This is a genomic window from Dactylosporangium thailandense, assembly GCF_059739745.1.
This window is the reverse complement of sequence record NZ_AP029195.1, coordinates 7032303-7045040: the sequence shown is the minus strand read 5'-3', so window position 1 is coordinate 7045040 and position 12738 is coordinate 7032303. Positions and strand designations below refer to the sequence as shown.

General features: G+C 74.9%; 10 protein-coding genes, 3 pseudogenes and 1 riboswitch. Of the genes and pseudogenes, 8 read left to right on the top strand and 5 right to left on the bottom strand.

Translation table 11 applies throughout. The features are described 5' to 3' along the window. The first annotated feature begins 11 nt into the window (after nucleotides 1–11). The 6 genes and pseudogenes from AC6JBM_RS31150 to AC6JBM_RS31125 form a co-directional block, all read left to right on the top strand. The gene (locus AC6JBM_RS31150) at nucleotides 12–767 is read left to right on the top strand and encodes an SDR family oxidoreductase (RefSeq protein WP_497977591.1); all 756 of its coding nucleotides are present in this window, start codon (nucleotides 12–14) and stop codon (nucleotides 765–767) included. Continuing rightward, the gene (locus AC6JBM_RS31145) at nucleotides 767–1261 is read left to right on the top strand and encodes a cupin domain-containing protein (protein WP_497977590.1); all 495 of its coding nucleotides are present in this window, start codon (nucleotides 767–769) and stop codon (nucleotides 1259–1261) included. Before AC6JBM_RS31150 ends, AC6JBM_RS31145 begins: the two co-directional genes overlap by 1 nt. Then, nucleotides 1254–2132: an alpha/beta fold hydrolase gene (locus AC6JBM_RS31140; RefSeq protein WP_497977589.1), complete on the top strand. Its 879-nt coding sequence runs from the start codon at nucleotides 1254–1256 to the stop codon at nucleotides 2130–2132. Before AC6JBM_RS31145 ends, AC6JBM_RS31140 begins: the two co-directional genes overlap by 8 nt. Nucleotides 2133–2217: 85 nt before the next feature. Next, complete coding sequence (locus tag AC6JBM_RS31135) at nucleotides 2218–3150, top strand: DODA-type extradiol aromatic ring-opening family dioxygenase (protein ID WP_497977588.1); 933 nt, start codon at nucleotides 2218–2220, stop codon at nucleotides 3148–3150. 77 nt (nucleotides 3151–3227) lie between these two features. Continuing rightward, nucleotides 3228–3422: pseudogene (locus tag AC6JBM_RS31130) on the top strand (acetaldehyde dehydrogenase (acetylating)); the annotation flags it as partial. 126 nt (nucleotides 3423–3548) lie between these two features. After that, nucleotides 3549–3704, top strand: a pseudogene (locus AC6JBM_RS31125) (4-hydroxy-2-oxovalerate aldolase); the annotation flags it as partial. A 45-nt stretch (nucleotides 3705–3749) separates the two neighbouring features. Here the strand turns inward: AC6JBM_RS31125 and AC6JBM_RS31120 are convergent. From AC6JBM_RS31120 to AC6JBM_RS31105, 4 genes are all read right to left on the bottom strand, one after another. Then, entirely contained in the window at nucleotides 3750–4124 is a 375-nt protein-coding gene (locus AC6JBM_RS31120) for a hypothetical protein (protein ID WP_497977587.1), read from the bottom strand. Between the two features lie 95 nt (nucleotides 4125–4219). Beyond that, nucleotides 4220–5731, bottom strand: coding sequence for a precorrin-2 C(20)-methyltransferase (locus AC6JBM_RS31115; protein WP_497977586.1), 1512 nt, complete (start codon nucleotides 5729–5731; stop codon nucleotides 4220–4222). Further along, on the bottom strand, nucleotides 5728–6348 hold the full coding sequence (locus AC6JBM_RS31110) for a precorrin-8X methylmutase (RefSeq protein ID WP_350609029.1): 621 nt from the start codon (nucleotides 6346–6348) through the stop codon (nucleotides 5728–5730). The genes AC6JBM_RS31115 and AC6JBM_RS31110 overlap by 4 nt, the downstream gene beginning before the upstream one ends. Then, the gene (locus AC6JBM_RS31105; RefSeq protein ID WP_497977585.1) at nucleotides 6345–7400 is read right to left on the bottom strand and encodes a ferredoxin-like domain-containing protein; all 1056 of its coding nucleotides are present in this window, start codon (nucleotides 7398–7400) and stop codon (nucleotides 6345–6347) included. Before AC6JBM_RS31105 ends, AC6JBM_RS31110 begins: the two co-directional genes overlap by 4 nt. A 36-nt stretch (nucleotides 7401–7436) precedes the next feature. Beyond that, a riboswitch (cobalamin riboswitch) is annotated at nucleotides 7437–7572 on the top strand. A 37-nt stretch (nucleotides 7573–7609) separates the two neighbouring features. Here AC6JBM_RS31105 and cobN point away from each other — a divergent pair. Further along, nucleotides 7610–11159 (top strand): annotated as a pseudogene (gene cobN / locus AC6JBM_RS31100) (cobaltochelatase subunit CobN). A gap of 22 nt (nucleotides 11160–11181) precedes the next feature. Here the strand turns inward: cobN and AC6JBM_RS31095 are convergent. After that, on the bottom strand, nucleotides 11182–11970 hold the full coding sequence (locus AC6JBM_RS31095) for a class I SAM-dependent methyltransferase (RefSeq protein ID WP_497977584.1): 789 nt from the start codon (nucleotides 11968–11970) through the stop codon (nucleotides 11182–11184). A gap of 50 nt (nucleotides 11971–12020) precedes the next feature. Here AC6JBM_RS31095 and AC6JBM_RS31090 point away from each other — a divergent pair, with 50 nt between their 5' ends. After that, on the top strand, nucleotides 12021–12608 hold the full coding sequence (locus AC6JBM_RS31090; protein WP_497977583.1) for a TetR/AcrR family transcriptional regulator: 588 nt from the start codon (nucleotides 12021–12023) through the stop codon (nucleotides 12606–12608). The last annotated feature ends 130 nt before the right edge of the window (nucleotides 12609–12738 follow it).

The following is a 12738-nucleotide window of genomic DNA, read 5'->3' as shown; positions in this document are numbered from 1 at the left end:
TGGCTCCGGCTGTGCACACCGGTCAGGCTAGGCGCACTCGCACTGAGGAGGCCACCATCAAAGCCCTCGTCGGCGGGGGAGCGAGCGGCATCGGCTTCGCGATCGCCGCCCGGCTCGCCGCCTTCCACGACGTCACCATCATGGGCCGGCACGAGCGGACCCTGCGCGGGGCCGCGGCGCAGATCGGGGCGGACTTCCTCGTCGCCGACATCACCGAGCCCAACGACCTGCGACCCGACGTGCTGATCGTGAACGCGGGCGGCCCGCCGCCGGGACGCATTCTCGACGTCGGCGACGATGCCTGGCAGCACGGCGCCGAGCTGCTGCTCTTCGGCCCGCTGCGGATGGCGAGGGCATGCCTGCCCGCGATGGCCGGGCGCGGGTTCGGCCGGGTCGTGTTCATCACCTCCACCGCCGTCCGCCAGCCCCAGCCCGATCTGGCCGTCTCGGTCGTGCTGCGCTCGGCCGTCACCGCCGCCGCCAAGCTCCTCGCGCGGGAGTACGCGGACCGTGGCGTCACCGTCAACTGTGTCGCCCCCGGCCCGACGGACACCGCCCGCCGCCGCGAGATCCTCCAGGCCCGCGCCGCCCGCACGGGCGAGTCCTACGCCGAGCTCGACCGGCGGGACGCGGCGCTCGTGCCCGCGGGCCGGGCCGGCGAGCCGGACGAGATCGCGGCGGCCGTGCAGTTCCTGGTATCCCGGGACGCGAGCTACATCAACGGGACCGTGCTCACGGTCGACGGCGGAAGAACGGAAACCATCTGATGGGATTGTCTGGCAACGGCTTCGACCTCGGCGAGTTCCTGGCCGCCATCGGCGACACCGTCCGGCCCAGCGCCGCGCGGCCCGTGGTCGTGCACGCCGGCGAGCTCGAGACGCTGCCGGCCGGGCAGATCCACAACCCGACGACCCTCGCGATCGCCGGGAAGCTGCCCACCGCGACCTTCGAGATCTTCCGGCAGACCATCCCGCCGGGCGAGAGCTCCGACATGCAGCGGCACTACCACGAGACCGTCCACTACGTGATCGCCGGGCGCGGGCACAGCGACGTCGAGGACGAGACCGAGGCGTGGGCCACCGGCGACTTCGTCTACACGCCGCCGTGGACCTGGCACCGGCACTACAACGACTCGGCCGAGGAGCCGGTCGAGTTCCTGACCATCGAGAACTCCCGCCTGCTGGCCGCGCTGGGGATCGTGCGCCGCCAGAGCGCCGGGCTGTGCACGGTGGACGAGGCCCGGAGGAGATTCCATGACTGACCTGCCCGAGCACATCTCGATCTGGGCCGAGCTGGCCGACCTCGACCACGAGCTGCGCCACGTCGACGTCGCCGGGGTGCGCACCCGGGTCCTGCGCGCCGGGAGCGGGCCCGACCTGGTGCTGCTGCACGGCACCGGCGGGCACCTCGAGGCCTACGCGCGCGACCTCGCCGGCCTGGCCGAGGACTTCACGGTCACCGTCTACGACATGGTCGGCCACGGCTGGTCCGGCCTGCCCGACCGGCCGTACACGATCGACGTGCTCAGCGATCACCTCGTCGGGCTGCTCGACGCGCTCGGCATCGGCGCCGCGCACCTCTCGGGCGAGTCGCTCGGCGGATGGGTAGCGGCCTGGACGGCGGCCTTCCACCCCGGCCGCGTCGACCGCCTGGTGCTGAACACGCCCGGGAACATCACCAACAAGCCGGAGGTGATGCGGCGGCTCAAGGATTCGACCCTGGCGGCCGTGCGCGACCCCAGCGACGAGACCGTCCGGCGCCGGGTCGAGTTCCTGTTCCACCACACCGAGATGGTCACCGACGAGCTCGTCGGCCTCCGGCGGCAGGTGTACTCCCGGCCCGGCTTCGTCCGCGCCATCGAGAACACGCTCGTGCTGCAGGACCCCGTGGTCCGCCGGGACTTCGCGTGGGACCCCGCCTGGGTCGGCAAGATCGCGGCGCCGACGCTGCTGCTGTGGACCGACCACGACCCGACCGGCGGGCTGGACGAGGCCGAACTGCTGCTCGGCTGGATTCCCGACGCCCGGCTCACGGTCATCGCCGACGCCGGGCACTGGCCGCAGTGGGAGAAGCCGCAGCAGTACCTGCGGGTGCACCGCGAGTTCCTGCGTGACCGCCGGGAACCGTCATGAGCGGTACGGAGCGGAGCGGAGTGGCCGCTCATCAGCAGGCTCAGCCTTCGTCATGGCGCGGCCGGAGCGAAGCGGAGGCCGCGTCATGAGCGAGATCGTGGGACTGGTGGGCATCTCGCACTCGCCGTTCGCCACGATGATGCCGCCGACGGGACCGGACGCGCCCGGGGGCCGGTTCCTCGCCGACGCCGCCCGGGTCGCCCGCGCGGTCGCCGCCCTCGCGCCCGACGCGCTCGTCGTCGTCGGCCCCGACCACTTCCACGCCAACTTCTACGACGCCATGCCCCCGTTCGTGCTCGGGGTCGAGGAGGCCCACGCGTTCGGCGACTTCGGCAGCCGCCGCGGCCGCCTGCCGGTCGCCGAGGAGCTCGCCTGGGCGGTGCGCGACGGGCTCGCGGGCGCGTTCGACGTGGCCCTCTCCTTCGCGCTGACCGTCGACCACGGCATCGTCCAGGGCTACGAGATGCTCCGCGGAACCGCGGACCTCCCGCTCGTGCCGCTGGTCGTCAACACCGCCGCGCCCCCGCTGCCGTCCCTGGCCCGCTGCGTCGGGCTCGGGCGGGCGCTCGGGGCCGCGATCCGCGCCTGCGCCGGCCCGGGCCGGGTGCTGCTCGTCGCGAGCGGCGGCCTGTCGCACTGGCTGCCGTCGAACGACCCCCGCGACCCGGCGGTCCCGGCCGACCGGCGGGCCTCGATGATCCACGGCCGCCGCGACGTCGAGGCGTTCTCGGCCGCCCGCGAGCCCCGCGTCCGGGCCCTGGCCGGGCGCCCCGACGCCCCCGTGAACGCGGCCTGGGACGCCTGGTTCCTCGGCCGCCTCGCGCGCTGCGACGTGGACGCGGTCGTCGGCCTCGGCGACGACGGGCTGGAGCAGGACGCCGGCAGCGGCGGCCACGAGGTGCGCACCTGGCTCATCGGCCTGGCCGCGGCCGGGCGCCCGCTGGTGTGGACGAGCTACGAGCCGGTCCCCGAGTGGATCACCGGCATGGCCATCGGCACGACCTTCGAGGTGAGCTGAGCGTGGACGCGCTGTCCTGCCTGCCGGAGGCGCGGGCCTCCGGCGTCCCCGGCTCGGGCAACATCGGCACCGACCTGATGATCAAGCTGCTGCGCGGCTCCGGGGTGCTCCAGCCGCTGGCCATGGCCGGGATCGACCCGGGTTCCGGCGGGCTCGCGCGGGCCGCGCGGCTCGGGCTGGCCACGACCGCCGGCAGGGTCGAGGGGCTGGCGAAGCTCCCGTGCTTCGGCGACGTCCGGGTGGTGTTCGACGCGACCTCGGCCTCGGCGCACGCGGCGAACCGGCGGCGCTGCGCGGGTACGGCATCCGCGCGCGCCGCCGGGATCGCCGCCGCCCTGGACGCCGCCGGCGTCGACGGCATCGAGGTCGCACACGGCGACGGCCTCGCCGGCACCAGCCTCACCTCGAGCTTTCTGCGCCACGCGGAGCTGGCGGCCGAGCGCTACGGCGCCGACGTGCGCGCGCTGCTGCTGGAGGCGGGCCGACGCGGCCTGGTCGGCGGCCAGGAGGACATGCTGATCGACATCGCCCTCGACCTGGCCGCACGCGCATGAGCCTGGCCGCGGTCCGACGACCGCGGCCAGGCTCCGGGGCTTGCGTCAGTTGGAGGCGACGCCGAGGCCGGCCTGGCCGGTGGTGTCCGGGCCACCGAGGTTGCCGAGGCGGGCGTGCAGGTCGTCGATGTCGCCACCGGTGAACGACGGCGACTCGCCCTCGTCGTAGCCGGCGCTGTACGCCTCGTGGTGACCCTGCTCGAGCGCGGTCGACTCGGCCTGGTGGGTGTCGTGCTCGAACACGCCGAACTGCTGGCCGAAGTCCGTCTCCGAGCCGTTGTCCGCGTGCAGCTGCTCCATCGCGCTGTGGTCCTGGCCGGCCTCGAAGTGGCCGAAGTCGGCGCCCTGGCCGGCGAAGTCCGGCTGCTCGTCGCCGTGGAATCCGGGGTCGAGCTGGCCGCCGTCGTCGTAGTCGCTCATGCTGTCCGTCCTTCGGGAAATGTCGCGGTGGGTGTTCGGCTGAAACGATAGGCGCCCGGCCCCGGCCCGCGTATCCCCAAACCGCGCCACCCCGCTCAGGCGGGGTAGCGCCGCGGCGTCCAGACCACCGGCGGCTCGCCGTCGCGCTCGCGGACCCGCGTCTGGGACGAGCCGATGATGAGCAGCGTGCGCATGTCCACCTCGGAGGGCTCCAGGTCGGCCAGGGCGACCACGCGCACCGACTCCTCCGGGCCGCCCACGTCGCGGCCGATGACCACGGGCGTGCCGGCCGGCCGGTGGGCGAGCAGGAGCGCCTTGGCCGCCTCGACCTGCCACGTGCGCGACTTCGAGCCGGGGTTGTAGACGGCGATCACGAGGTCGGCCCGGGCCGCGGCCTCGAGGCGGCCCGCGATGACGTCCCAGGGCTTGAGGCGGTCCGACAGCGACAGCACGCAGAAGTCGTGGCCCAGCGGGGCGCCGGCGCGGCTGGCCACGGCCTGGGCCGCGGTCAGGCCCGGCAGGACCCGGACGGGGACGTCCTTCCAGCGCGGCTCGGCCGCGACCTCCAGCACCGCGGCGGCCATCGCGAAGACGCCCGGGTCGCCGGAGGAGACGACCGCGACCCGGCGCCCCTCCTTGGCCAGGGCCAGGGCGAACTCGGCGCGCTCGGCCTCGACCCGGTTGTCGGAGGCGTGCCGGCGCTGGCGGGGGTTGCCGGGCACCCGGGCCAGGTACGGCCCGTACCCCACGAGATCGTCCGCGGCGGCGAGCGCGGCCTGGGCCTGCGGCGTGAGCCAGTCGCGGCCGGCCGGGCCGAGGCCGACCACCACCACCTCGCCCGCGGAGCCCGGTGCGGGCCGCTCGGCCAGGGCCGCGGCGGTCTCGTCGTGGACGCGGGACGGCAGCAGGGCGATCGAGAAGTACGGCACCGTCGCCGGGTCCACCCCGGCCAGCGGGGCGACGCGCTCGCCGGCGGTGGTGGCGCGCTCGACGTACCAGGCCTCGTCCAGCCGGCCCGCCCGCTCGAGCGCGTCGCGGACCTTGCCGAAGGTGCGGCCCAGCTTCATCACCGCGGCCGAGTCGGTCGCGGCGAGGCGCTCGGCGAGCGCCTCGGCGGGCAGGGTGCCGGGCAGCACGGTCAGCACCTCGTCCCGCTCGACCAGCGGGCGGCCCAGCACCGCGGAGGCGCCGGCCACGGACGTCACGCCGGGGACGACCTCGGTGCGGTACCGCTGCGACAGCCGCTTGTGCATGTGCATGTAGGAGCCGTAGAACAGCGGGTCGCCCTCGCACAGCACGACCACGTCCCGGCCGGCGTCGAGGTGGACGGCCAGCCGCGCCGCCCACGCGTCGTAGTGCTCCTCGATCACGCCCCGGTAGTCGGGCGTGTCCTCGGTCGTCACCGGGTAGACCAGGGCCTCCTCGACCTGCTCCGGGCGCAGGTAGGGCGCGGCGATCGCGCGGGCGATGCTGCGGCCGTGGCGGGCGCTGTGGTAGGCGACGACGGGCGCGGCCGCGACGAGCCGGGCCGCCTTGACCGTCATCAGCTCCGGGTCCCCGGGGCCGAGGCCCACCCCGTACAGCCGCCCAGTCTCCACCGTGATCATTCCTTCTCGCTCGCGATGGCGTTGACGGCGGCGGCCGTCATCGCGCTGCCGCCCCGGCGGCCGTGCACCACGAGGTGCTCGAGGCCGGACTCGGCCAGGGCCGCCTTCGACTCGGCGGCGCCGATGAACCCCACCGGGATGCCGATCACCGCGGCGGGCGTGCCGGCCCCCTCGGCGACCATCTCCAGCAGCCGGAACAGGGCGGTGGGCGCGTTGCCGACGGCCACGACGGCGCCGTCGATGCGGCCCCGCCACAGCTCGAGCGCGGCCGCGCTGCGCGTGTTGCCCAGGGTCGAGGCCAGCGCCGGTACCGCCGGATCGCGCAGCGTGCACACGACCTCGTTGTCGCGGGGCAGCCGCGCCCGGGTCACCCCCGACGCGACCATCTCGGCGTCGCACAGGATCGGCGCGCCCGACCGCAGCGCGGCGCGCGCGGCCGCGACCACGCCGGGGGAGTAGCCGACGTCGGCGGGGAGGTCGACCATGCCGCAGGCGTGGATCATGCGGACCGTCACCTGGGCGACGTCGGCCGGCAGCCCGGACAGGTCGGCCTCGGCCCGGATGGTCGCGAACGAGCGCCGGTAGATCTCGGCCCCGTCGCGGATGTAGTCGCTCATCCGCGCACGCTGCGCTGGTAGCCCGACGCCGTCGCCAACATCTCCACGTGTCTCCCCTTCGGTGCGCCGCAGCGCCGCTCGCAGCCCACCCAGTGCGCCGGCTCCGAGGAGCCCGCGAGCACCGAGGCCCGGGCGTCCGCGCGAACGTCGGCGAGCGCCTTGGCACACCCCGGGCGGCCCGCGCACGCCGTCACCCCGGCCCACGGCGAGGCCGGGTCCGCGACGAGCCCGGACGCCACAGCTTGCGGCATCGTCGATGTGGGCACGACCACGGTGCGCCATGGCGTGACGATGATCTCTCCGGCCAGCGCCGCGGACTGGGCCGGCGTGAGCAGTCCGAGCGGCACGGCGAGCACGGCGGACGAGCCGTGGATGCCGGGCTCGGGCGGGCCCGACCGGGTGAGCGGAGTGTCCGAGACGGTGGTGCCCAGCCGCGCGGCGACGCGCGCCGGGCCGTCGTCCAGCTCGGCCAGCCGCCAGGCCTGCGAGGACTGCGCGGCGCGCTCGGCCAGGAACGCCTCGGCGGCGCGAACGAGCAGCTCGGGGCCACCGTGCCGCGCGGTGGGGCGACCGGCGAGGGTCAGCCGGGACCCGTGCAGGCCCACGTCGCCGAGCAGCGGCGTCACGTCCCCGCGGCCGTCGTCGACGGTGGCCAGGAACCGGCCCGGCAGCCCCGCGAGGGCCGGCGTGGCGCACAGCAGCGCGTCGAACGCCGCGACCAGGGGGCGCACGGCCGCGCTCAGCGGGCTGGCGACGATGTTGCGGACCCGCTCGTGGGTGGCCGACGGCAGCAGCCCGGCGACGGTGAGCCGGGCCGCGAGCTCGTGCTCGGCCCCCGGCCGCAACGCCCTGACCTGCACGTTTCCGCGAGAGGTGAGCTCCAGTGCCGGATCGCCGAGTTCGGCCGCGGCGGTGCGCAGGACCGTCAGCCCCGCGGCGGTGAGCCGCCCGCCGGGCAGCCGCACGCGCGCCAGCCCGCCGTCGGCGGCCGCGTGGACCTGCACGGCGCCGGGGCACCGGTCGGGGGCGTCGCGTCCGCTGGGAGCCTGCACGCGGCGGATACTACCTGCGCTTGACGGCACACACGCTCGTCCTGAAGAGTTGACGGCGCTGTGCAACGGCGACGTGGAGGAACCCGGTGCGAATCCGGGACGGTCCCGCCACTGTGAACCGGAGAGACGATTTCCGGCAAGCCAGGATACTCTCCGCCGCCGGACCCATCCCACCGTCTTGGGGCGCGGACCCCGAGGGAGGACCCGGCGTGATCCTGCTGTTGTCGACGTCCGACACCGACCTGCTCAGCGCCCGGGCCAGTGGTGCCGCGTGGCGCCTGGCCAACCCCTCGCGCACGGCGGTCGAGGACCTGCCGGGGCTCGCCGAGGGCGCGGAGCTGGTCGTGGTGCGGTTCCTCGGGGGGGTACCGCGACTGGCAGGAGGGCTTCGACGCGCTCCTGGCGACCGGGCTCCCGGTGGTCGTCCTCGGCGGCGAGCAGGCCCCCGACGCCGAGCTCATGAGCCACTCCACGGTCCCGGCCGGCCTCGCCGCGCAGGCCCACGCCTACCTGGCCTTCGGCGGCGCCGCCAACCTCGCCGAGCTGCACCGCTTCCTCTGCGACACCGTCCTGCTCACCGGCCACGGCTTCGCCGCCCCGGTCGAGACCCCAGCGTGGGGCGTGCTGGAGCGCGAGGCCGCGCCGGTGGACGGGCCGACGGTCGCCGTCATCTACTACCGGGCCCACCACGTCGCCGGGAACACCGCGTTCGTCGAGGGCCTCTGCGCCGCGCTGGAGGCTGAAGGTGTACAGCCCCTGCCGGTCTTCGCCGCCTCCCTGCGCACCGCCCCGCCCGAGCTGCTCGACACCCTGCGCCGGGCCGACGCGCTCATCGTGACCGTGCTCGCGGCCGGCGGCACCCGCCCGGCCGACGCGCAGGCCGGCGGCGAGGACGAGGCCTGGGACGTGGGCGCGCTCGCCGCCCTGGACGTGCCGATCCTGCAGGGCCTGTGCCTGACCAGCAGCCGCGAGACGTGGGACGGAAACGACGACGGGCTGTCGCCGCTGGACACCGCGACCCAGGTCGCCATCCCGGAGTTCGACGGGCGGCTCATCACCGTGCCGTTCTCGTTCAAGGAGATCGACGAGGACGGCCTCACCGTCTACGTCGCCGATCCCGAGCGGGCGGGCCGGGTGGCGGGGATCGCCGCGGCCCACGCGCGCCTGCGGGGCCTGGCGAACGCGGACAAGCGGATCGTGGTGATGCTCAGCGCGTACCCGACGAAGCACTCGCGGATCGGCAACGCCGTCGGCCTCGACACACCCGCGAGCGTCGTGCGGCTGCTGGCCGCGCTGGCCGAGCGCGGCTACGACCTCGGCGAGGGCTTCCCGTCCGACGGCGACGCGCTCATCCACGAGCTCATCGCGGCCGGCGGCCAGGACGTCAACTGGCTCACCGAGGAGCAGCTGCGCGGCAACCCGGTGCGGATTCCGGCCGAGCGCTACCGGGCGTTCTTCGAGACGCTGCCGGAGGACCTGCGGGCCGGGATGGAGCAGCACTGGGGCCCGGCCCCGGGCGAGCTGTTCGTGGACCCGGACGACGGCGACATCGTGCTCGCCGCGCTGCGGCGGGGCAACGTCGTGGTGATGGTGCAGCCGCCGCGCGGGTTCGGCGAGAACCCGGTGGCCATCTACCACGACCCGGACCTGCCGCCGTCGCACCACTACCTCGCCGCCTACCGCTGGCTCGCCGACTCCTTCGGCGCCCACGCCGTCGTGCACGTCGGCAAGCACGGCAACCTCGAGTGGCTGCCGGGCAAGACGGTCGGGCTGTCGGCCGGCTGCGGCGCGGACGCGGCCCTGGGCAACCTGCCGCTCATCTACCCGTTCCTCGTCAACGACCCCGGCGAGGGCACCCAGGCCAAGCGCCGCGCCCACGCCACGCTCGTCGACCACCTGGTGCCGCCGATGGCCCGGGCGGACACCTACGGCGACATCGCCCGCCTCGAGCAGCTGCTCGACGAGCACGCGAACATCGCCGCGCTCGACCCGGCCAAGCTGCCGGCGATCCGGGCCCAGATCTGGACCCTCATCCAGGCCGCGAAGCTCGACCACGACCTGGGGCTGGACGACCGGCCGCACGACGCCGAGTTCGACGACTTCCTGCTGCACGTCGACGGCTGGCTGTGCGAGGTCAAGGACGTGCAGATCCGCGACGGCCTGCACGTGCTCGGCCAGGCCCCCTCCGGCGAGGCGCGGATCGACCTGGTGCTGGCCATGCTGCGGGCCCGCCAGATGTGGGGCGGCCAGGTGGCGGCCCTGCCCGGCCTGCGCGAGGCGCTGGGGCACGATGAGTCCACTGTGGATAGGGCCGCGGTCGACGACGTCGAGTCGCGCGCCCGCGCGCTTGTCGCGGCGATGGAGGCTCGCGATTGGGATGTCTCCGGATTGTCGGAGATTTCCGACAATCCGGATGTCGTACGTGTCCTGCGCTTCGCCGCCGAGGAGATCGTGCCGCGCCTGGCCCGCACCACCGACGAGCTGACGATGGTGCTGCACGCGCTCGACGGCGGCTACGTGCCCGCCGGGCCGAGCGGTTCCCCGCTGCGCGGCCTCATCAACGTGCTGCCGACCGGCCGCAACTTCTACTCCGTGGACCCCAAGGCGGTGCCGAGCCGGCTCGCCTGGGAGACCGGGCAGGCCATGGCCGATTCGCTGCTCACGCGGTACCGGGCCGACCACGGCGACTGGCCCCGCTCCGTCGGGCTGTCGATGTGGGGCACCAGCGCCATGCGCACCGCCGGCGACGACATCGCCGAGGCCCTCGCGCTGCTCGGCGTGCGGCCGGTGTGGGACGAGGCGTCGCGGCGGGTCACCCGGCTCGAACGCATCGAGCTCGCGGAGCTGGGCCGGCCGCGCATCGACGTGACCATGCGCATCTCCGGCTTCTTCCGCGACGCCTTCCCGCACGTGGTCGCCCTGCTCGACGACGCCGTCCAGCTCGCGGCCTCGGCCCCGGGGGAGTCGCCGGAGGAGAACTTCGTCAAGGCGCACATCGAGGCCGACGTCGCCGGGCACGGCGACGCGCGCCGGGCCTCGCTGCGCGTGTTCGGCTCCAAGCCGGGCGCCTACGGGGCCGGCATCCTCCCGCTCATCGACAGCCGGAACTGGCGCGACGACCGCGACCTCGCCGAGGTCTACGCGGTCTGGGGCGGCTACGCGTACGGCCGCGGCGTCGACGGCATCGAGGCGCGGGCCGACATGGAGGGCGCGTACAAGCGGATCAGCGTCGCGGTCAAGAACACCGACACGCGCGAGCACGACATCGCGGACTCGGACGACTACTTCCAGTACCACGGCGGCATGGTGGCGACCGTGCGCGCCCTCACCGGGAAGGCACCCGCGGCGTACGTCGGCGACAGCACGAACCCGGACGCCGTGCGCACCCGGACGCTGAGCGAGGAGACCGCGCGGGTGTTCCGGGCCCGGGTCGTCAACCCGCGCTGGCTCGCGGCGATGCGCCGGCACGGCTACAAGGGCGCGTTCGAGCTCGCGGCCACCGTCGACTACCTCTTCGGCTTCGACGCCACCGCCGGGGTCGTGGCCGACTGGATGTACGAGAAGCTGGCCGAGTCCTACGTGTTCGACCCGGACAACCACAAGTTCCTGACGGAGTCGAACCCCTGGGCGCTGCACGGGATCGCCGAGCGGCTGCTGGAGGCGGCCGACCGGGGCCTGTGGGAGCACCCCGAGCAGTCCACTCTGGACGGTCTGCGCGAGGTGTACCTCCAGACGGAGGGCGACCTCGAGGACGTGTAGCTGCTTCGGCGGGCCGCGACCGTTAGCTGCTTCGGCGGGCCGCGACCGCGACGGTGCTGTAGACGACCGGGAACGCGTCGGGGATCGCCCGGCCCACCTTCGCCAGGACGCCGGCGAGGGTCTCGGCCGGGAGCCGGTTCACGCCGCCGGAGGTGGACACCTGCTCGAGCCACTCGTCGCGGGTGTAGTCGCGCCGCCACGGGAACGTCCACGGCTCCGGCTCGCCGAAGCCGCCCGCCGTGCGCATCCCCTCGGCGGCCCGGTCGGCGAGGGGGCGGTACGCCTCGCCGCCGAACGAGAACCGGGCCGCCACCGGGATCGGGATGTGCTCGCGCAAGGCGTTCCCGGTGGCCTCGGCGACCTCCGGCGGCGGCTCGACGCCGTTCCAGAACAGCGCGAGCAGGCCGCCCGGCCGCAGCGCCCGCGCCGCCGTGGCCGCGCCCCCGACCGGCTCGACCCAGTGCCAGGTCTGCCCGGCGACGACGGCGTCGAAGGCGCGCCCGGCCGGGTCCCACGCCTCGATCCTCGCCACCTCGACCTCGAGCCCCTGCCGGCGCGCCACCTCGGCCATGCGCGGATCGGGGTCGACGCCGAGCACCGAGCACCCGGCGGCCTGCAGCTGCCGCGCGACGATCCCGGTGCCGCAGCCGACGTCGAGCACCGTCCGGCCGGGGCTGCCGGCGAGGATGCGCTCGATCAGCGCGGCGGGGTATCCGGGGCGGGCGCGGTTGTAGCGCTCGGCGTCGGCGCCGAAGGACTCCGCGACCGCCCGCTGCTCATGCGGGTGCTCCGGTGACGGTAGAGTGGGCATGCGCCCACCTTAATGGGCAAGCGCCCACTAGGCAATGGAGGGTTGCACACGTGCCGACCGGGGTGGCCATCCGCGACGTCCGCGAGCAGCTGTTCGCCGCCGCCGACCGCATCCTGCTGCGCGACGGCCCGAGCGGCCTGACCAGCCGCGCGGTGACGACCGAGGCGGCGGTCGCCAAGGGCGTGCTGCACAAGCACTTCGCCGACTTCGACGCGTTCCTGGCCGAGTTCGTGCTCGACCGCGCGCACCGCATGGCGCCGCAGGCCGAGGCGCTGCGGTCCGCGGCGGGCGGCGGCACCGTCGCCGGCAACGTTGCCGACGCGCTCATCGGCGTCTTCGGCTCGGTCGCGGTCGCCATCGTCGCCCTGATCACCTTCCGCGACGAGCTGCGCGCCCGGCTGCGCGACACGTGGCCGGCCGGCGTGCCGGTGCTCACCGACGCCGCCGTCATGCTCGGCGACTACCTGGCCGCCGAGCGCGACCTGGGCCGCCTCGCGCCCGGCGCCGACCCGCAGACCCTGGGCGCGATGCTCATCGGCTCCGCGCACCTGCTCTTCGCCGACCGCACCGGGCCGTCCCCGGGTCGTGCGGCGGTCGAGCGGGCGGTCCGTGGCGTGCTCGACCTGGTCCCCGGGTGAGCCGGCTCTTCGCCGGCCGCACCGGGCCGTCCCCGGACCTCGACCTGGTCCCCGGGGTGAACCGGCCCGCGCAGATATTCACATTCCTCGTTTAACCGGCTACCCTCCCCGGCGGGAGCCGCGCGCGTTG